Annotated in this window: 17 protein-coding genes, 1 tRNA gene and 1 riboswitch; of the genes, 6 read left to right on the forward strand and 12 right to left on the reverse strand. The window is 44.3% G+C overall.

Going from position 1 to position 18,291, the window contains the following annotated elements; genetic code table 11:
- Positions 1 to 27: 27 nt before the first annotated feature.
- Positions 28 to 672 carry a ribonuclease T gene (rnt, locus tag AACW75_RS18710; RefSeq protein ID WP_017061178.1) on the reverse strand — a complete coding sequence of 215 codons (645 nt, stop codon included), beginning with the start codon at positions 670 to 672 and terminating at the stop codon, positions 28 to 30.
- Positions 673 to 860: 188 nt separating this feature from the next.
- Between rnt and motY the strand changes: the two genes are divergently transcribed.
- Complete coding sequence (motY, locus tag AACW75_RS18715) at positions 861 to 1,742, forward strand: flagellar protein MotY (RefSeq protein WP_017076184.1); 882 nt, start codon at positions 861 to 863, stop codon at positions 1,740 to 1,742.
- Between the two features lie 112 nt (positions 1,743 to 1,854).
- On the opposite strand, the gene AACW75_RS18720 is transcribed toward motY, so the two are convergent.
- The 10 genes from AACW75_RS18720 to AACW75_RS18765 form a co-directional block, all read right to left on the reverse strand.
- Positions 1,855 to 2,289 carry a DUF2753 domain-containing protein gene (locus tag AACW75_RS18720; RefSeq protein WP_017076183.1) on the reverse strand — a complete coding sequence of 145 codons (435 nt, stop codon included), beginning with the start codon at positions 2,287 to 2,289 and terminating at the stop codon, positions 1,855 to 1,857.
- Positions 2,290 to 2,493: 204 nt separating this feature from the next.
- A complete protein-coding gene (gene gloA / locus AACW75_RS18725; RefSeq protein ID WP_017076182.1) occupies positions 2,494 to 2,910 on the reverse strand; it encodes a lactoylglutathione lyase in 417 nt (138 codons plus the stop codon).
- 183 nt (positions 2,911 to 3,093) lie between these two features.
- Positions 3,094 to 3,729, reverse strand: a complete 636-nt coding sequence (nth, locus tag AACW75_RS18730) for an endonuclease III (protein ID WP_017076181.1) — start codon at positions 3,727 to 3,729, stop codon at positions 3,094 to 3,096.
- A 198-nt stretch (positions 3,730 to 3,927) separates the two neighbouring features.
- Complete coding sequence (locus tag AACW75_RS18735; RefSeq protein ID WP_017076180.1) at positions 3,928 to 4,620, reverse strand: electron transport complex subunit E; 693 nt, start codon at positions 4,618 to 4,620, stop codon at positions 3,928 to 3,930.
- On the reverse strand, positions 4,620 to 5,249 hold the full coding sequence (gene rsxG, locus AACW75_RS18740) for an electron transport complex subunit RsxG (protein ID WP_102552765.1): 630 nt from the start codon (positions 5,247 to 5,249) through the stop codon (positions 4,620 to 4,622). The genes AACW75_RS18735 and rsxG overlap by 1 nt, the downstream gene beginning before the upstream one ends.
- 12 nt (positions 5,250 to 5,261) lie before the next feature.
- Complete coding sequence (rsxD, locus tag AACW75_RS18745; protein ID WP_145570918.1) at positions 5,262 to 6,308, reverse strand: electron transport complex subunit RsxD; 1,047 nt, start codon at positions 6,306 to 6,308, stop codon at positions 5,262 to 5,264.
- The gene (gene rsxC / locus AACW75_RS18750) at positions 6,308 to 9,190 is read right to left on the reverse strand and encodes an electron transport complex subunit RsxC (RefSeq protein ID WP_145570920.1); all 2,883 of its coding nucleotides are present in this window, start codon (positions 9,188 to 9,190) and stop codon (positions 6,308 to 6,310) included. Before rsxC ends, rsxD begins: the two co-directional genes overlap by 1 nt.
- A gap of 7 nt (positions 9,191 to 9,197) precedes the next feature.
- The gene (gene rsxB / locus AACW75_RS18755) at positions 9,198 to 9,791 is read right to left on the reverse strand and encodes an electron transport complex subunit RsxB (RefSeq protein WP_004734040.1); all 594 of its coding nucleotides are present in this window, start codon (positions 9,789 to 9,791) and stop codon (positions 9,198 to 9,200) included.
- Positions 9,792 to 9,793: 2 nt separating this feature from the next.
- A complete protein-coding gene (rsxA, locus tag AACW75_RS18760; RefSeq protein WP_046222689.1) occupies positions 9,794 to 10,372 on the reverse strand; it encodes an electron transport complex subunit RsxA in 579 nt (192 codons plus the stop codon).
- Positions 10,373 to 10,738: 366 nt separating this feature from the next.
- Positions 10,739 to 10,814 (reverse strand) — tRNA-Asn (locus AACW75_RS18765).
- A gap of 509 nt (positions 10,815 to 11,323) precedes the next feature.
- Between AACW75_RS18765 and uvrB the strand changes: the two genes are divergently transcribed.
- The 3 genes from uvrB (at position 11,324) to luxU (ending at position 15,385) form a co-directional block, all read left to right on the forward strand.
- Positions 11,324 to 13,354: an excinuclease ABC subunit UvrB gene (uvrB, locus tag AACW75_RS18770; RefSeq protein ID WP_135454499.1), complete on the forward strand. Its 2,031-nt coding sequence runs from the start codon at positions 11,324 to 11,326 to the stop codon at positions 13,352 to 13,354.
- 273 nt (positions 13,355 to 13,627) lie between these two features.
- Entirely contained in the window at positions 13,628 to 15,016 is a 1,389-nt protein-coding gene (gene luxO / locus AACW75_RS18775; protein ID WP_004734031.1) for a quorum-sensing sigma-54 dependent transcriptional regulator LuxO, read from the forward strand.
- Between the two features lie 24 nt (positions 15,017 to 15,040).
- Positions 15,041 to 15,385, forward strand: coding sequence for a quorum-sensing phosphorelay protein LuxU (gene luxU / locus AACW75_RS18780; protein WP_017076652.1), 345 nt, complete (start codon positions 15,041 to 15,043; stop codon positions 15,383 to 15,385).
- A gap of 80 nt (positions 15,386 to 15,465) precedes the next feature.
- On the opposite strand, the gene AACW75_RS18785 is transcribed toward luxU, so the two are convergent.
- Positions 15,466 to 16,353 (reverse strand): YvcK family protein, encoded by an 888-nt coding sequence (locus tag AACW75_RS18785; RefSeq protein ID WP_102554373.1) that lies wholly within the window; start codon positions 16,351 to 16,353, stop codon positions 15,466 to 15,468.
- A gap of 194 nt (positions 16,354 to 16,547) precedes the next feature.
- Positions 16,548 to 16,700, forward strand: a riboswitch (molybdenum cofactor riboswitch).
- On the opposite strand from AACW75_RS18785, the gene moaA reads away from it, so the two are divergent.
- Together moaA and moaB are read left to right on the forward strand one after the other, a co-directional pair.
- Positions 16,689 to 17,678 (forward strand): GTP 3',8-cyclase MoaA, encoded by a 990-nt coding sequence (gene moaA / locus AACW75_RS18790; RefSeq protein ID WP_026012219.1) that lies wholly within the window; start codon positions 16,689 to 16,691, stop codon positions 17,676 to 17,678. Its footprint overlaps the riboswitch before it by 12 nt.
- 91 nt (positions 17,679 to 17,769) lie before the next feature.
- A complete protein-coding gene (gene moaB, locus AACW75_RS18795) occupies positions 17,770 to 18,282 on the forward strand; it encodes a molybdenum cofactor biosynthesis protein B (RefSeq protein WP_135454501.1) in 513 nt (170 codons plus the stop codon).
- The last annotated feature ends 9 nt before the right edge of the window (positions 18,283 to 18,291 follow it).

The following is an 18,291-nucleotide window of genomic DNA, read 5'->3' on the forward strand; positions in this document are numbered from 1 at the left end:
ACGAGCGAACGTTTACCGACTCTATTTTTATTCTTCGTCAACAAGAGGCCAACCACCAAGGGCTTTCCATTTGTTTACTATGCCGCAAAATAACTCTGTGGTTTTTTGCGTATCATACAAAGCAGAGTGTGCTTCTTTGTTGTCAAATTCCATCCCTGCAGTGCGGCAAGCTTTAGCCAAAACGGTTTGACCGTAGGCAAGACCACTAAGAGCTGCAGTGTCAAAAGTTGCAAATGGATGGAAAGGGACGCGTTTAAGCTTACAACGCTCACTTGCTGCATTTACGAAGTTTAAATCGAATGTAGCATTGTGAGCGACCATGATTGCACGACTGCAATCTGAAGCTTTTTGTTCTTTTCTCACTAGCTTGTAGATTTCTTTAAGGGCTTCTTGTTCCGACACAGCACCACGTAATGGGCTAAATGGGTCTTTAATTCCGTTAAAGTCTAATGCTGCCTGCTCTATATTTGCGCCTTCAAAAGGTTCAATGTGAAAATGAAGCGTTGATGCAGGGTGCAGATCTCCGTTCTCATCCATTTTTAATGTAATGGCACAGATCTCTAATAATGCATCGGTTTCTGCGTTAAACCCTGCGGTTTCCACGTCGATGACCACTGGAAAATAGCCGCGAAAGCGTTTTTTTAGGGTCAGAGCTTCGTTTTCTACAGTCATGTTAGCCCAAATAAGTGTGATTAGGGCTGCATTATTGCAGATAATAGCAGTGATAAAAACTAGGGAACGGCAATAATTAGTAAATTAGCTATCCTATTGCGGCTTGATATTTGCATATTTAAACTCGATAGAAATATGCGGCAATTGGCTGCATTGTTAAACGAATTGCTTAAGAGATACTCCACTTTATGAAGAAACAACTCATAACAGGTTCAATGCTATTTTCGCTACTTATGTCGTCATCGGTATTGGCACAAGAAAAGCGTTACGGAGCATCTCCTCAACAGTCGACATGGGAGATGGTGGCCAATACACCACTCGAATGTCGTTTAGTTCATCCGATCCCAAATTTCGGTGATGCTGAGTTCTCATCTCGTGCGAGCAAAAAAATCATTTTGGACTTTGAGCTCAAAATGCGTCGCCCAATGGGGGCGACACGTAATGTAAGCTTGATCTCTATGCCGCCACCCTGGCGCCCGGGCGAAAGTGCTGATCGTATGACAACCATCAAATTCTTCCAACAATTTGACGGCTATGTAGGTGGTCAAACAGCTTGGGGGATCTTGAGCGAACTGGAGAAAGGGCGCTACCCGACATTCAGTTACCAAGAGTGGCAGAGCCGAGATCAGCGCATTGCAGTGTCGTTGTCGTCGGTGCTATTCCAAGAGAAGTACAATGTGTTTAGTGACTGTATCGCCAATTTGTTGCCTTACAGCTTTGAAGATATCTCTTTTACTATTTTGCACTACGATCGTAACAGCGATCAGTTGAACAAGTCGTCGCGTAACAGGCTAAGCCAGATTGCTGATTATGTTCGCTACAACCAAGATATCGATCTTGTGTTAGTGGCAACGTATACCGACTCTGCCGACAGCAAAGGCATTAGTCAGAACCTGTCAGAACGAAGAGCGGAATCGTTAAGAGAATACTTTAAGTCATTGGGTTTGCCGGAAGACCGCATTCAAGTGCAAGGCTATGGTAAGCGTCGCCCAATTGCCGACAACAACTCGCCAATTGGTAAAGACAAAAACCGACGTGTTGTGATCTCTTTAGGTCGCACGCAGGTTTGAGCTGAATAGCTTGTCTAGATAAAGGTAAAGATAAAAATGCCCATCTACGTGACGGGCATTTTTTTTGGATAATATGTCGATTTTGGTCTGATGTGGTTATTCAAGACAACCATTAATTCAGGCGGAAACGCGCAATCATTTCACAGTTAGTCGCGGTATCGATTTTTTCCACCATAGAGGCAATTTTAGGGTTTGGATGGCGTTTCATGAAATCGATAAGGGCCTTCTTGCAACAACCAATAGAATCTATAAAGCTGGAGCATTGTGTATTCGGGCACTGCGGAATCAGTGTCAGTACTTTTTCTGAAGCAAGCTGAAGGTACTTAAGTTCATAGTCAGTATCGCCCGCCCAACGCCAAAACTGTGCGAGATTGTGGCAAGAGATAACCGAAATCAGTAAGCGTTCATCGGCCTGAATATCGGTGCGTTCAGTAATTTCTTCGCTTAAGTTTAGTGCTTGCTGATAGTGAAGAATACTTCGTACAGGATCGTCGAGCTGCAATGCAGTATCGGCAAGTAACGTGTGTTTTTCCCATTCGCTAATCATTATATTACCTCACTAATCAATAGGTGGTTAATTTAAATGATAATCATTATCATGTAAAGTTTCATTGGTGAGATTGTTAATAATAATTGGTGAGGAGTATTGTTCATGCGTGGAAACATAAAAAAGAAGCGAGCATAGTGCTCGCTTCTTTTGTTAATTGGTTTGGCTTTTGCTTTAAAAGCCTAGAATTGTAGTGGTTAGCAATTAACCTTCTAGTCCTGCACTTGCTTGCTTGTTCTGAATAAGTTCAATCATGTAGCCGTCAGGGTCTTTTACGAATGCGATATGAGTTGAACCGCCTTTTACTGGGCCAGCTTCACGAGTCACGTTACCGCCAGCGGCTTTAATCGCGTCACACGTTGTGTAGATATCGTCGACGCCGATAGCCACGTGACCAAAAGCTGAGCCAAGATCGTATTCTGTTGTGCCCCAGTTGTAAGTCAGTTCAATAACTGCACCTTGAGATTCGTCACCAAAGCCAACGAAAGCCAGTGTGTATTCGTACTCTTTATTTTCGTTCTTACGTAACAGTTGCATGCCCATTACGTTGGTGTAGAACTCAATAGATTTATCTAGATCACCAACTCGTAGCATGGTGTGTAAAAGACGACCGTTTGACATGATTTGCTCCTAGCATTAACTATGTGTACGTTTTTGTAATTCTTGTCTTATACCGCTTAAAAACCGCGGCGATGTTTAGCTTTTAGTTCTTAAATTTTTTGCTTCTTAGCTTCTTAGCTTCTTAGCTTAGAGCTTAGAGCTTAGAGCTTAGAGCTTAGAGCTTAAGGTTTAGAGTTTATGAGCTTAGACGTCTGTTTTTTCCTTGAACTCGCACAAATCTTCAATGATACAGCTGCCACAACGCGGTTTACGCGCCACACAGGTGTAACGCCCATGAAGAATAAGCCAATGGTGGACGTCTAGTTTGAATTCTTTTGGGATGACTTTTAATAGCTTTTGTTCTACATCGTCGACCGTTTTACCCATCGCTAACTTAGTGCGGTTTGATACACGGTAGATGTGAGTATCAACGGCAATGGTTGGCCAACCAAAGGCTGTGTTCAATACTACGTTTGCTGTTTTTCGTCCAACACCGGGAAGGGCTTCTAATGCCGCGCGATCTTCCGGAACTTCACCATTGTGTAGGTCAAGTAACATACGACACGTTTTAATCGTGTTCTCAGCTTTCGAATTAAACAGGCCGATAGTCTTGATGTACTCTTTTAAGCCGTCAACGCCTAGGTCGAAGATAGACTGTGGAGTGTTGGCGACTGGGTAAAGCTTATCAGTGGCTTTGTTGACGCTGACATCGGTTGCTTGTGCAGATAAGAGCACGGCAATCAGCAACTCGAAAGGGCTATTCCAGTTAAGCTCAGTCTCGGGCTTTGGGTTGTTTTCTCTTAAACGCTCAAGTATTTCTACTCGTTTTACATTATTCATAGCGACATTACTTTCAAATAGTTAGGGCTTGAGTATCGTTAACTTGAATTAACTAGTTTCTATATAACAAGTTCGGTAAAACTCAGGCTTTATCATCGGTTACGCGCTCTTATGAGCGTCATTATTATGTGTACTTGGTCAATCTATATCTGCTAAGCGGTTGAGCTACTCAGCAGGGTTTTAAGTTACAGTAACTTATCAGGCATTGGTAACGCGAGCGCGTTCAATGGCTGGTTTTTCTTGCTTTGGTTGTCTAGATTTTACTTGGTTGTCGATGATGTTTTTCAAAGCAATCAAGAAACCCACACCAATAAAGGCACCTGGTGGAAGTAGAGCTAACAAGAAGCTGTTATCAAATTGGAATATCTGGATTCGTAACACTGAAGCCCAGTCACCAAGTAGCAGGTCTGCACCATCAAACAAGGTTCCGTTACCAATAACCTCACGCATCGCACCTAATACAACCAGCACTGATGTCATGCCAAGGCCCATCCAGAAACCATCTTGAGCAGCAGGTAACACTGCATTTTTTGAAGCGAAGGCTTCCGCTCGGCCAATGATGATACAGTTGGTTACGATCAGTGGTATGAAGATACCCAAAGATAGGTAAAGTCCGTACGCGTAGGCATTCATCAGAAGTTGAACACAGGTTACCAGTGAAGCGATGATCATCACGAATACTGGGATTCGAACTTCTTTTGGTACATGGTTACGCACCAAAGAGACACAAACGTTCGAACCGACTAACACAAGCAAGGTAGCGATACCTAATCCAAGAGCGTTAGTCACAGTCGAAGAGACAGCCAACAGCGGACATAAGCCAAGAAGTTGCACTAGGGCGGGGTTGTTGGCCCACATGCCATTTTTAATTAGTGTTTTATGGTCACTCATTATTCACCACCACAATTTAGAGGTTGAGCAAGCAATGCTTGGTTGTTTTGGTTAACGTACTGAACCGCTTGTTTTACTGATTTAACGACGGCTCTTGGCGTAATGGTTGCACCGGTAAACTGGTCGAAGTCACCACCATCTTTACGAACTTTCCAACGATCAAGATTCGACTCGGTTACTTGTTTACCCGAAAATGAGAGTATCCAATCCGTAACTCGAAGGTCAATCTTATCGCCAAGCCCTGGTGTTTCGCGGTGAGAAAGAACACGAGTGCCCAAAATAGTACCGTCAATTTCCATTCCTACAATCACTTTGATTGCACCGTTGTAGCCATCAGGTGCGATGGCTTCAATCGCAATCGCGCTAGGTTCACCGTTGAGTGTAGCAATATAAGCTGGCATCGCTTGCTCAGTCCCCAGTTCTTCTGCTTGAACCAGAGTACAGGCTGAAAACAGCTCATTGTCGTGCAGATCATGCGGGATCACTTGGTTAAGTACAGACAGTAACTGAGCCTGTTCTTGCTGCTTGATCTGATCTTTGGTCAGGTAGTGAGTTACCGCTACCAAACCTGTCGAAGCGCACGCAAAAATAGCGAGTACAAGGCCGTTTTTCTTAATTGCATTTAGCATGGTATCCGCTCCTTAGTGACCGTATGTACGAGGTTTGGTGTAGTAGTCAATCAGTGGAACACACATATTGGCTAATAATACAGCAAATGCCACACCATCAGGGAAGCCACCCCAACTGCGGATGATAAATACTAGGCCACCGATCAGAGCACCAAATACCAAGCGACCTTTCACTGTCGTCGAGGCTGAAACCGGATCGGTTGCAATGAAGAATGCACCAAGCATGGTTGCGCCAGATAATAGATGAATGATTGGCGAAGCAGTTTCACCCGGTGTGAATATTAAGAACACTAAGCTAAATAGGGTCAAACTGCCCAGAAATGCTACTGGGATATGCCATTGAATAACACGTTGTTTGATCAGTACCAAACCACCAACTAGATAAGCTAGGTTAACCCATTCCCAGCCTACACCAGCTAACCAACTAAATTGAGGTTGAGACAGTGCTTCAGAAGCGGTGTTGCCCGCCGTTAATGCCGTTTTGAATGCATCAAGTGGGGTTGCCATGGTGGTGCCATCAATACCAAGGCGAGCTTGTTGTAGAGACAAACCTTCATTATTGAAACCAGTAAAGATCATCAAGAATGAGTCAACAAAGCTAGTCGCTTCAGCCGTTAAGCTAGTAGGTGCATTCCAGCTGGTCATCTGAACTGGAAATGAGATCAGCAAAACAACGTAAGCCACCATCGCAGGATTAAATGGGTTTTGCCCAAGGCCACCATAAAGGTGTTTTGCGATGATGATAGCGAAGAACATACCTATAACGATAATCCACCATGGAGAGTGTGGGGGAATCGCGACGCTGAGTAGCCAAGCGGTCACAACAGCACTGTAATCGCGCAATGCCATTACTGGCGGGCGTTTTCTTAGCAGCATCACTGCCGCTTCAAAAGTAACAGCAAGTGCAATAGCAAATACTAACTGGATGAGCGTACCCCATCCAAAGAAGTAGGCTTGAGCTAGTAGACCAGGCAATGCACAAATAGCGACCCATTTCATGAGATCTGGGGTGCTTCTACGATTGTGCGCGTGCGGTGAGCTGGCGATAAAGAAGGCCACTACTCTTTCTCCTCATTATTCTTTTTGTCTTGCTCTTGCTGCGCCTTTCTTGCTTTAGCACGAGCAATCGCGGCAGCAACCGCTGCTTTCTTAGGATCGACGGGGTCTTGTCGAGTTTCAGCCTTTACTTCAACTACAGATTCAGGCGTTTCAGCTGACTCGTCTTGCTTAGCTTGTTGTGCTTTCTTTGCTTTAGCGCGAGCTATTGCAGCGGTAACGGCAGCTTTTTTAGGATCGATGGGCTCTTGTTGATCTTCAGCTTCAAGTACTGGTTCTGGTGTTTCAGTTGTATCGTCCTGTTTCGCTTGCTGTGCTTTCTTTGCTTTAGCGCGAGCTATTGCAGCGGCAACGGCAGCTTTTTTCGGGTCGACGGACTCTTGTTGAGTCTCAGCCTTTATTTCAACTAAAGGTTCAATCTCAGGTTCAGAAGCGGTTTCTTTAGTCTCGGCCTGCTTAGCTTGTTGAGCTTTCTTCGCTTTAGCACGAGCAATCGCAGCAGCGACAGCATCTTTCTTAGCGTCGCCAGAGCTTTCAACTGGAGCTTCAGCAACCGACTCCGCTTGTTGAGCTTTCTTTGCTTTAGCACGAGCAATGGCGGCAGCGACGGCATCTTTCTTAGCGTCGCCAGAGCTTTCAATTGGAGCTTCAGAAGCCAGTTCAGCTTGCTGTGCTTTCTTTGCTTTAGCACGAGCTATGGCTGCAGCGACGGCATCTTTCTTAGCGTCGCCAGAGCTTTCAACTGGAGCTTCAGCAACCGATTCTGCTTGTTGAGCTTTCTTTGCTTTAGCGCGAGCGATGGCTGCAGCGACGGCATCTTTCTTAGCGTCGCCAGAGCTTTCAACTGGAGCCTCAGAAGCCGATTCCGCTTGCTGTGCTTTTTTCGCTTTAGCGCGAGCGATAGCTGCAGCGACGGCATCTTTCTTAGTATCGCCAGAACTTTCAGCTGGAGTGTCAGAAGCTGATTCTGCTTGCTGTGCTTTTTTCGCTTTAGCGCGAGCTATAGCTGCAGCGACGGCGTCTTTCTTAGTCTCGCCAGAACTTTCAGCTGGAGTGTCAGAAGCTGATTCCGCTTGCTGTGCTTTCTTGGCTTTAGCACGAGCAATGGCTGCTGCGACAGCATCTTTCTTAGCGTCGCCAGAGTTCTCTGCTGGAGTATCAGTTGCAGCCTGTTGCGCCTTACGCTCTCTAGCTTGTCTCTTACGCTCTTCTCGTAACTTAGACATTTCAGAGTTATCAGGTCCGGCGTCGTTCGCTTTCTGAGCCGCAGCTTGTTTCGCTTTTGCTTTGGCAATCGCAGCAGCAACCGCAGGTTTCACGGCTGGTTCTGCATTTGGTGTTTGGTCTGCTGCTGATTTTTGCGCTTTAACACGTGCGATAGCAGCAGCAATTGCATCGTCACCGTCAGCGGACTTCATGTCTTTACGACGATTATCAGCGGCTTTTTTGAAGCGATTTTCACGCTCGGCTTTATCACGCTCCATACGAGCGTTTTTCTCTTCGAAACGAATCTTGGCGCGTTCTGCGGCTGTCGCTTCATCTTTTCTTGTTTTGATTTCTGCTTTTGCTTGGCGATAGTACTGAACTAACGGGATTTCACTTGGGCAGACAAAAGCACAAGCACCACATTCAATACAGTCTTTAATATTTAGCTCTTCACACTTATCCAACTCGTTGGCTTTTGCATGCCATTGCAGTTGTTGAGGAAGTAGTGATGCGGGGCAAGCTTCGGCACATGCACTGCATCGAATACATTCCATCTCGTAAGTGCTTGGTGAAATCTCACGGCGTGTTGGCGCTAAAATACAGTTCGATGTTTTGGTAATTGGCACATTGGCATGTGGCAAGGTGAAGCCCATCATAGGGCCGCCCAAAATCAAACGTGGCAGTTTTTTATCGGCTTTGTAGCCAAACTCTTCAAGCAATTCATGTACTGGTGTGCCTAGTAGCGCCCAAACGTTACGAGGTTGCTTAAAGGTTTTACCGGTTAAAGTCACAACGCGGTTAACCACCGGTTCGCCGTCAATTACCGCTCGCTTAATAGAATAAAGAGAGCCGACGTTCTGAACTAAAACACCAATATCCGCGGGAATGCCGCCAGCAGGAACCTCTTTGTTGGTGAGGATCTTGATAAGCTGCTTCTCACCACCAGAAGGGTATTTGGTTGGGATAACGCGAATGACGATGTCTTTGTCTTTCGCTGCAATCTCAAGTGCTTTTATCGCATCAGGTTTGTTGTCTTCAATGCCGATCACGGTTAGCTTTGGTTGAAGGATGTGTTCAACTACTTCGATGCCTTTTAATACTTCGTCGGCATGCTCTTGAAGCAACTTGTCATCAGAGGTGATGTAAGGTTCACACTCAGCGGCGTTGACAATCAAAATGTCGGTACGGCCTAAGCCTGATTGAAGCTTTTTAGCTGTGGGGAAGCCTGCGCCGCCCATGCCTGAGATACCAGCTTGGCGAATCACATCAAGCAGTTCATCAGATGTTTTTGATGAAAAGTCTTCAACAGGGTGTTTTTCAACCCAAGTGTCTAGTCCATCAGGTTTAATAACCACGCAAACTTCGCTCAAGCCTGAAGGGTGAGCGGTGGTTCTTGGCTCGATCTCGGTAATTACACCCGATGTTGGTGCGTGTACCGGCAAAGTGAAACCAGTATCTAAAGCCGTGAGTTGCTGACCTTTTAGTACTGTGTCACCAATAGCAACCAGTAGGTTACCGGGCTTACCGATGTGTTGTTTCACAGGAAGAACTATTTCTTCAGGGAGCCTTGCATGAACGATATCAGTAGCATTCGACTGTTTCTTGTTTTCAGCAGGGTGCACGCCGCCCGGAAAGTTCCAAATAGAGCCCGTGCGAATTTGTTCAATTAAAGAGATCATACTAACCCTATGCTTTAGGCTCTGACGCGGTCGCATCAGTCGCTTGGTTAGTGATATCAGTAACAGGAATGATGTTCATCTGCCATTTCCAATTTTCAGTCGTTGTTGCCACTGGAATCATTTCGATACAGTCTGTTGGACAAGGTGCAACACATAGGTCACAACCTGTACATTCATCTTTGATTACTGTGTGTAGCGCTTTAGTGCCACCAACAATGGCGTCAACAGGGCAGGCTTGAATACACTTGGTACAGCCAATACACATATCTTCATGAATGAAGGCAACGGTTTTTACTTTGTTATCTAAGTCATGAGCGGAGTCTTCAACTTCTACGCCCATCAAGTCTGCTAGTTTCTCAATGGTTGCTTGGCCGCCAGGAGGACATTTGTTGATTTTGTCTCCATTGGCAATCGCTTCTGCGTATGGGCGACAGCCTGGGTAGCCACACTGGCCACATTGAGTTTGCGGTAATATTGTGTCGATTTGATCAACGATAGGATCGGCTTCTACCTTAAAGCGGATAGAGGCAAAGCCCAAAATAGCACCAAAAACGGCCGCTAAAACAGCGAGTGCAATGATCGCAATTAAGATGGTACTCATGCCTACTTCACCAATCCAGTAAAGCCCATAAATGCCAGAGACATTAGGCCAGCTGTAATCATTGCGATTGATGCGCCTTTAAATGGCATTGGTACATCAGCTACCGTAATACGCTCACGCATTGCAGCAAATAAGATCAACACGAGAGAGAAACCAACCGCTGCGCCAAAACCATAGATGATCGACTGAATGAAGTTGTGGTTCTCATTAATGTTCAACAGTGCCACACCTAACACCGCGCAGTTGGTGGTGATAAGAGGCAGGAATATACCCAATAGGCGATATAGAGTAGGACTTGTTTTGTGAACAACCATTTCCGTAAATTGAACGACCACCGCGATAACCAAGATGAAACTCATGGTACGCAGGTATTCAATACCCAGAGGGGTAAGGATGTAGGTTTCTACTAGGTATGCTGATACCGACGCTAACGTCAGAACGAAAGTCGTCGCGAGGCCCATGCCAATGGCGGTCTCCAGTTTCTTGGAGACTCCCATAAACGGACATAGCCCTAAAAACTTCACTAGCACAAAGTTATTGACCAGCACTGTGCCAACCAACAACAAAAGGTATTCGGTCATAATGGATTAATTCTTGAGATTCCGATCCCGATATTATCCTGCTTTGCTCACCTAATAACAACCAAGGATCACTAGGGATTTAGGTGCTTGGTGAAAAAATCATCAGGTAATCGTTTGATTATTAAAGTTACGGTAAGTATAGACGGCCAATTTTTACTTCGTGAGACTAGTTTATAGGGGGAGTTGCTCTGGATCTTTCATAAGATCATTCTTGAATTGAACTCGATCTGCTTCCTGCGAATAGGGTCATATTTGTGGATTTTGTGCTCAGAACTATCAAAAAGAGAAGGAAAGAGGCGAGTCGAATACGCTCCCAAAGCACTAAAACGCAAAAAGCCGCATCGAGTGATGCGGCTTCTTTAAATTTGGCTCCCCTTGCAAGACTTGAACTTGCGACATACGGATTAACAGTCCGCCGTTCTACCAACTGAACTAAAGGGGAATTGCTTGTTAGCGACGCGAATTCTAATAATAGTCCGATTTTCTGTCAATAAAAAATAGAAGAAAAAAGTAAGATAAAAAACTTTACTTTCTTGAACGCCTTACCGGATTTAGCTTTGCTTTAGTTATCCACCAAAATTGTGGATAAGTATGTGTGCGAAACTTTAACAACAATAATTGGCATAAATCTGAAAATGCAAAAAATACGACTAAGATTATGTATTTAAAGGATTTGTATCAAAATATCACGGTTGTATAACTTTTTTAGATTATAAAGGGAACAGTAGAACAAGCGGTATTTTTAGATTTTTTGGGGAAAAGTAGTGGATTAAAATTTGAGTAATTTAGCTGAGGAAACTTTGCAGGGGCACGGATAATACCAAGTTCTAAAACTAAAAGCTATAACTGATCTCTAATCTTAAGATGCATTTCTCTAGATAATAGTTGCAACAACACTCCTCCTAGAGTGACAATGACCTGATTATAAAAACAGTATGGAAATGGCGACCTATGAGTAAACTCTTTGACTTGGTATCGGACTATAGCCCATCCGGAGATCAGCCGACTGCGATAACCAAATTACTAGATGGATTGGATTCTGGTTTAGCACATCAAACTCTATTGGGGGTTACGGGCTCTGGTAAAACCTTTACGTTAGCCAACGTCATTTCTCAGTCTCAAAGACCTGCAATTTTGTTAGCCCCTAACAAAACGTTGGCAGCTCAACTTTATGGCGAGATGAAATCTTTCTTTCCGAATAACTCCGTTGAGTACTTTGTTTCTTACTACGATTATTACCAACCGGAAGCCTACGTTCCAACCACGGATACCTTCATCGAGAAAGATGCGTCGATAAATGCTCATATTGAGCAAATGAGACTTTCAGCCACCAAAGCTTTGTTAGAAAGAAAAGATGCCATTATTGTTGCGTCTGTATCGGCTATCTACGGTCTTGGTGATCCTAAGTCCTATTTAAAAATGATGCTTCATTTGAGTCGTGGTGAGGTTATGGACCAGCGAGATATTTTGCGCCGTTTGGCTGAACTGCAATATTCGAGAAACGATGTCGCGTTTGAGCGTGGGCAGTTCCGTGTTCGTGGTGAGGTGATTGATATCTTTCCCGCTGAATCTGACCAAGATGCGGTTCGAATTGAAATGTTCGATGATGAAGTGGATTGCATTAGCATCTTTGACCCACTTACCGGCGCGATTAAGCAAAGAGACTTACCTCGATTTACTGTTTATCCAAAAACTCACTATGTCACGCCAAGAGAGAAAATCATTGAAGCGATTGAGAAAATTAAGGATGAACTACGGGATAGAGCTCAATACCTAAAAGACAACAACAAACTGTTAGAAGAACAGCGTATCTCTCAGAGAACTCAGTTTGATATCGAGATGATGACTGAGCTTGGTTTCTGTTCGGGTATTGAAAACTATTCACGATATTTGAGTGGCCGTGCGGAAGGAGAGGCGCCTCCTACGTTATTTGACTACTTACCTAATGATGGTCTTCTGATCATCGATGAATCGCACGTTACTGTGCCGCAAATCGGCGCTATGTATAAAGGTGACCGTTCTCGTAAGGAAACCTTAGTGGAGTTTGGCTTTAGGCTGCCTTCTGCGTTGGATAACCGACCGATGAAGTTTGAAGAGTTTGAGTCTATCTCTCCACAAACCATTTTTGTGTCAGCAACGCCTGGAAATTATGAGATCGAAAAATCAGATGGCGAAATCGCTGACCAAGTAGTGCGTCCGACTGGCTTGCTCGATCCTATTATTGAAGTAAGGCCAGTGGCGACTCAGGTTGATGACTTATTGTCTGAGATTAGAATTCGCTCAGTCAAAGAAGAGCGAGTGTTGGTTACAACATTGACTAAAAGAATGGCGGAAGACTTAACCGAATACCTAAGTGAACATGGTGTTAAAGTGCGTTACTTGCACTCAGATATCGATACTGTCGAACGTGTAGAAATCATTCGGGACCTACGTTTAGGTGAGTTTGACGTGTTAGTGGGCATTAACTTACTTCGTGAGGGTTTGGATATGCCTGAAGTATCGCTGGTGGCGATTCTTGATGCAGACAAAGAGGGCTTCTTACGTTCTGAACGTTCTCTTATTCAAACTATTGGTCGTGCGGCACGTAACTTAGAAGGTCGAGCGATTTTGTACGGAGACTCAATTACTAAGTCGATGAGAAAAGCGATTGATGAAACGGATCGTCGTAGAGAGAAACAACAGATTTACAATGAAGAACAGGGTATTACGCCTCAAGCGCTTAAACGTAGTATCAAAGATATTATGGAGCTGGGCGACCTAACTAAGTCAAAACAACAGCGACAATCTAAGCAAGTACCACTGTCTAAAGTTGCTGAGCATTCTGAAAATTACACAGTGCTTACTCCACAGCAGCTTGATAAAGAGATCAGTAAATTAGAAGGTGCTATGTATCAGCATGCTCAAAATTTGGAGTTTGAGTTGGCAGCGCAAAAACGTGATGAGATAGAACAGTTGAGAAAGCAGTTTATTACGAATAGCTGATACGGAACGTACTTGAGGGAAAATTTAGGCAAAAAAACAGCCAGTAGTAAATTTTCTACTGGCTTACGTTTGTGAACACTGAGTCCACTAACAACGTCAGTTGGCTAGGTGACCCGAAGGTCAAATAGAACACTGCATCGTTCGTGCCATGTAGCTAATTCATTGATTATTTGAAGCTGGTATAGGAATACAATACAAATATTGTGGCCAATTTGCATAATGCAAAGCGGAATGCGACTATAATAAGAAATGCAAATTATAAATGGCTAGGATATGCAATCAAAAACGCTAGATAACAAATCAAAGTATTTGTTGATGGTAGAGGATACGGCTTCGGTAGCGGCTTTATATCGCTCGTATCTTACACCGCTCGAAATTGATATCAACATTGTCGGCACTGGTCGTGATGCAATTGAGAGTTTGAATCATCGAATCCCAGATCTCATTTTATTAGATCTACGTTTACCCGATATGACGGGTATGGACGTGCTATTTGCCGTAAAACAAAAATACCCTGAAGTTCCAGTTATTTTCATGACCGCTCACGGCTCTATTGACACCGCCGTAGAAGCAATGCGTCATGGCTCTCAAGATTTCCTGATCAAACCGTGTGAAGCCGATCGACTCCGTATTACGGTGAATAACGCGATACGCAAAGCGACCAAGCTGAAGAACAGCTCTGAACATCCTGGAAATCAAAACTACCAAGGGTTCATTGGTAGTAGCCAAACCATGCAGCAGGTTTACCGAACTATCGACTCTGCTGCATCGAGTAAAGCCAGTATTTTCATCACGGGTGAAAGTGGAACCGGTAAAGAGGTGTGTGCAGAAGCTATCCATGCTGCGAGTAAACGTGGCGATAAGCCATTCATCGCGATCAACTGTGCGGCTATTCCTAAAGATTTGATCGAAAGTGAACTGTTTGGCCACGTTAAAGGCGCCTTTACTGGCGCTGCCACCGATCGCCAAGGTGCTGCTGAATTGGCTGACGGCGGAACTCTGTTTCTCGATGAGTTGTGCGAGATGGATCTTGAGCTGCAAACCAAGCTTCTTCGCTTTATTCAAACCGGTACTTTTCAAAAAGTAGGCTCTTCGAAGATGAAGAGTGTGGATGTGCGTTTTGTTTGTGCAACCAACCGTGACCCTTGGAAAGAAGTTCAAGAAGGTCGCTTTAGAGAAGATTTGTACTACCGTTTATATGTGATTCCTTTGCATTTACCGCCATTGCGTGAGCGTGGCGAGGATGTCATCGAGATTGCATACTCGCTATTGGGTTACATGTCAGTTGAAGAGGGCAAAGCGTTTGTTCGTTTTGCTCAAGAGGTGCTTGATCGCTTCAATCAATACGAGTGGCCGGGTAACGTTCGTCAGTTACAAAACGTATTGCGAAATGTGGTGGTACTGAATAATGGTAAAGAGATTACTCTGAACATGCTTCCACCCCCTTTGAATCAGCCGATTGAAAACAGTCTGCGATTGAAAGAGAAGCAGAACGAAGATATTACCGTGAAAGATATTTTCCCATTGTGGATCACTGAGAAAACGGCTATCGAACAGGCCATAAAAGCGTGTGATGGTAACATTCCCCGTGCGGCCGGTTTTTTGGATGTCAGTCCATCGACGATATATCGTAAATTGCAAACGTGGAATGCGAAGCAGTAATCACCAAACAATAAGAAAAGAACAATGATGAAAGTATTAAATCAGCAAAAAGTTGATGAGCTTGCCGGTGAAATAGGGCAAGAGAATGTTCCAGTTTTATTGGATATATTTTTAGGTGAATTGAAAGGTTACTATGAGCATCTAGAGCTCAATAAAGCTAATGATACTTCCAAGTACTTGGCTGATATTAGCCACGCACTCAAAAGTAGTGCAGCGAGTTTTGGCGCAGACTCATTGTGTAGCTTCGCGATTAGCTTGGACGCAAAAGTAAAACAAGCCTTGCCAGTGACAGACGTAGACTTTCAAGGTATGCAGGCACTTTTGTTAACAACGTATCAAGAATATCAGCAGTTGATGACAGACATCTAAAACGGTTGATGACGACATATACCAGAGACAGGTATTAAAAAAGGAGCATGATGCTCCTTTTTTATATCAGAAATTTGGCACTAGACCAGTTGGGATCTAATCGCTTGCTGGAGCTTTAAACGGTCATGTCGCCAATCTCGATTAGGAGATGCAAGATCAGTGGTTACACAGTTCCATAGTCCTTCAAGTTCAGGGTGGGGCGCATTACCCAGCACGACATCGATTTTTCTCGCTTTACAGGTGCGCTCACACCATTCTAATTGTTCTTGAAGCGTCATCTTTCCTGCTGGGCCGTGTTCCGGCGACAGGTTTTCAACAAAAATTACTTTAGCTTTGGTGTTGTCAGCGATGGCTTTTCCTATTTCAGGAAGTAGCAGCGGAGGCATAACACTGGTTAGGAAGCTTCCTGGACCCAGGACAATACAATCCGCTTGCTCAACGGCTAGAACGGCTTCTTTGGTGGCGGGTACTTCCGGTGATAAGTCCATCATGCGCAGCTTTTCTGTCATATCATCTACGTTGGTTTCACCGGTTACCCAACGACCATCCATTGAGAGGGCCGTGAGGTCTGAAGGGTGTTCGGTCATCGGGACGATATTGACATCGACCTTGAGCATATTTCGAATTAGGTTAATTGCTTCCAATGGGCGAACGGAAAGGTTATCTAGCGCCGTTAGCATTAGGTTCCCTAAGTTGTGACCATCGAGTTCACCTTGACCGCGAAAGCGGTATTCGAACATCATCGAGCTAATTGAAGGTTCTGTGATTAATTGGTTGATACAGTTACGAGTATCTCCCCAAGCAATACCACCTTGGCAGTCTCGAATTCTTCCGGTTGAGCCACCGTTATCTGTGGTCGCAACAATGCCAGTTGCGTTGTTACCAAAGTCTTTTAATGCAGCTAGCATGCGACCTAAGCCATGGCCCCCACCGATTGCTACGACTTTCTTTGAAGAGTAAATATTCATTTTTTGTTCTTGTTAGATTATTACCAACTATAATTTAGGTTAAATGCTTCTCATCAGATACTCAACAAGAGTTATTTTGAGGGTTTGATACGTTTTTTTTGCCGATGTGACCCGTTTTTTGTCATCAGAGCTAGATTCACGTACAAATATTAAGTATTTTATTACTCAGCTACTGCGCGTGTGAATATAACGTGCAGTTGCCATAACTCCGAGCTCTCGCATGCTAAGTCGCACAGTGGTATTTGCTGTACCGATACGCATCAAGAGCCAGTGACATGTTGTCACAAGGGCTTAATTGGAAATGATTATGCCTCCCGTGTTTGGAAAGGTGTTCCGTGGCGCAACAATTCGAAGATAGATTCCATCGCAAATTTTATTATTTGCGCTTGTCGGTTACAGACGTCTGTAACTTTAAATGTACTTACTGCTTGCCAGATGGTTATAAACCGTCAGGGCAAAAAAACTCGTCTTTTTTAAGTGTTCCCGAGATCAAACGTATTGTAAAAGCGTTTGCAGATTGTGGTACCTCAAAGATCCGCATTACAGGCGGAGAGCCGAGCCTGCGTAAAGACTTTCCTGAAATCATACACACCGTTGCTTCTACTCCAGGCATCGAAAAAGTAGCCACGACAACTAACGGCTACCGCATGGAGAAACAAGTAGGGCAATGGCGTGATGCTGGTTTAACCCATATAAACGTGAGCGTGGATAGCTTAGATTCGCGCATGTTTCATCAGATCACTGGTGAGAACAAGTTTACTGAGGTTATGCGAGGCATTGATAAAGCGTTTGAGGTTGGCTTTGAACAAGTCAAAGTCAACGTCGTATTGATGAAAGACCTCAACAGTCAGGAATTACCAGCCTTCCTTAATTGGATCAAAGACAAACCTATTCAATTACGTTTTATCGAGCTAATGAAAACTGGCGAGATGGACGAGTTGTTCGATAAACACCATGTGTCTGGCGTTGCGATTCGTAACCAGCTTATTGCTAATGGTTGGCTATTAAAAGTCAAAGCAGTTAACGATGGCCCAGCGCAAGTGTTTGTCCACCCAGACTACAAGGGTGAAATTGGTTTGATCATGCCTTACGAGAAAGACTTTTGTGAGAGTTGTAACCGACTGCGTGTTTCTGCGACCGGTAAACTTCACTTATGTCTGTTTGGCGACCATGGTGTTGAACTGAGAGATCTAATTCAAGAAGATCAACAAGAGCAAGAGCTCATTGATCGAATTCAGGCTCAGCTTCAAACCAAGTCCGTTAGCCACTTCTTACACGATGGCAACAGCGGCATGACTCCAAACTTGGCGTCAATCGGCGGTTAACTCGCTATATACTCTAAAGCATTTTATCGCTCAGCTTCTTTAAGCTGGGCGAATAAGTCTAATCATTGAAAAATTTTAAATAGGTGAACAAATGGGTCACGCAGAAAGCAAATTTCAAGCAGCAAACATTGCAGTATTAACGGTGTCAGATACTCGTACAGAAGAAAACGATACGTCAGGTGGTTACCTAGCGGAGCATGCTAAAGAAGCTGGCCACAATGTGGTTGATAAGCAAATCGTTATCGATGACATGTACAAGATCCGTGCGATTGTCTCTAAGTGGATCGCGGATGAAAGCGTTCAAGCTATCATGATCACTGGCGGTACGGGTTTTACATCTCGTGACAGCACGCCTGAAGCACTTAAGCCACTATTCGATAAAGAAGTCGAAGGCTTTGGCGAACTATTCCGTCAAGTGTCTTACGAAGAAATTGGTACTTCTACGATTCAATCTCGTGCGATTGCGGGTTTTGCTAACCATACGGTTATCTTTGCTATGCCTGGTTCTACAGGTGCATGCCGTACAGGTTGGACTAAGATCATCAAGCAGCAGATAGATGCAAGTCACCGTCCTTGTAACTTCATGCCACATCTTTCTGTATAAGGTGATTTG

Source organism: Vibrio sp. L3-7 (genome assembly GCF_963898195.1).
Classification (GTDB): Bacteria; Pseudomonadota; Gammaproteobacteria; order Enterobacterales; family Vibrionaceae; genus Vibrio; species Vibrio echinoideorum.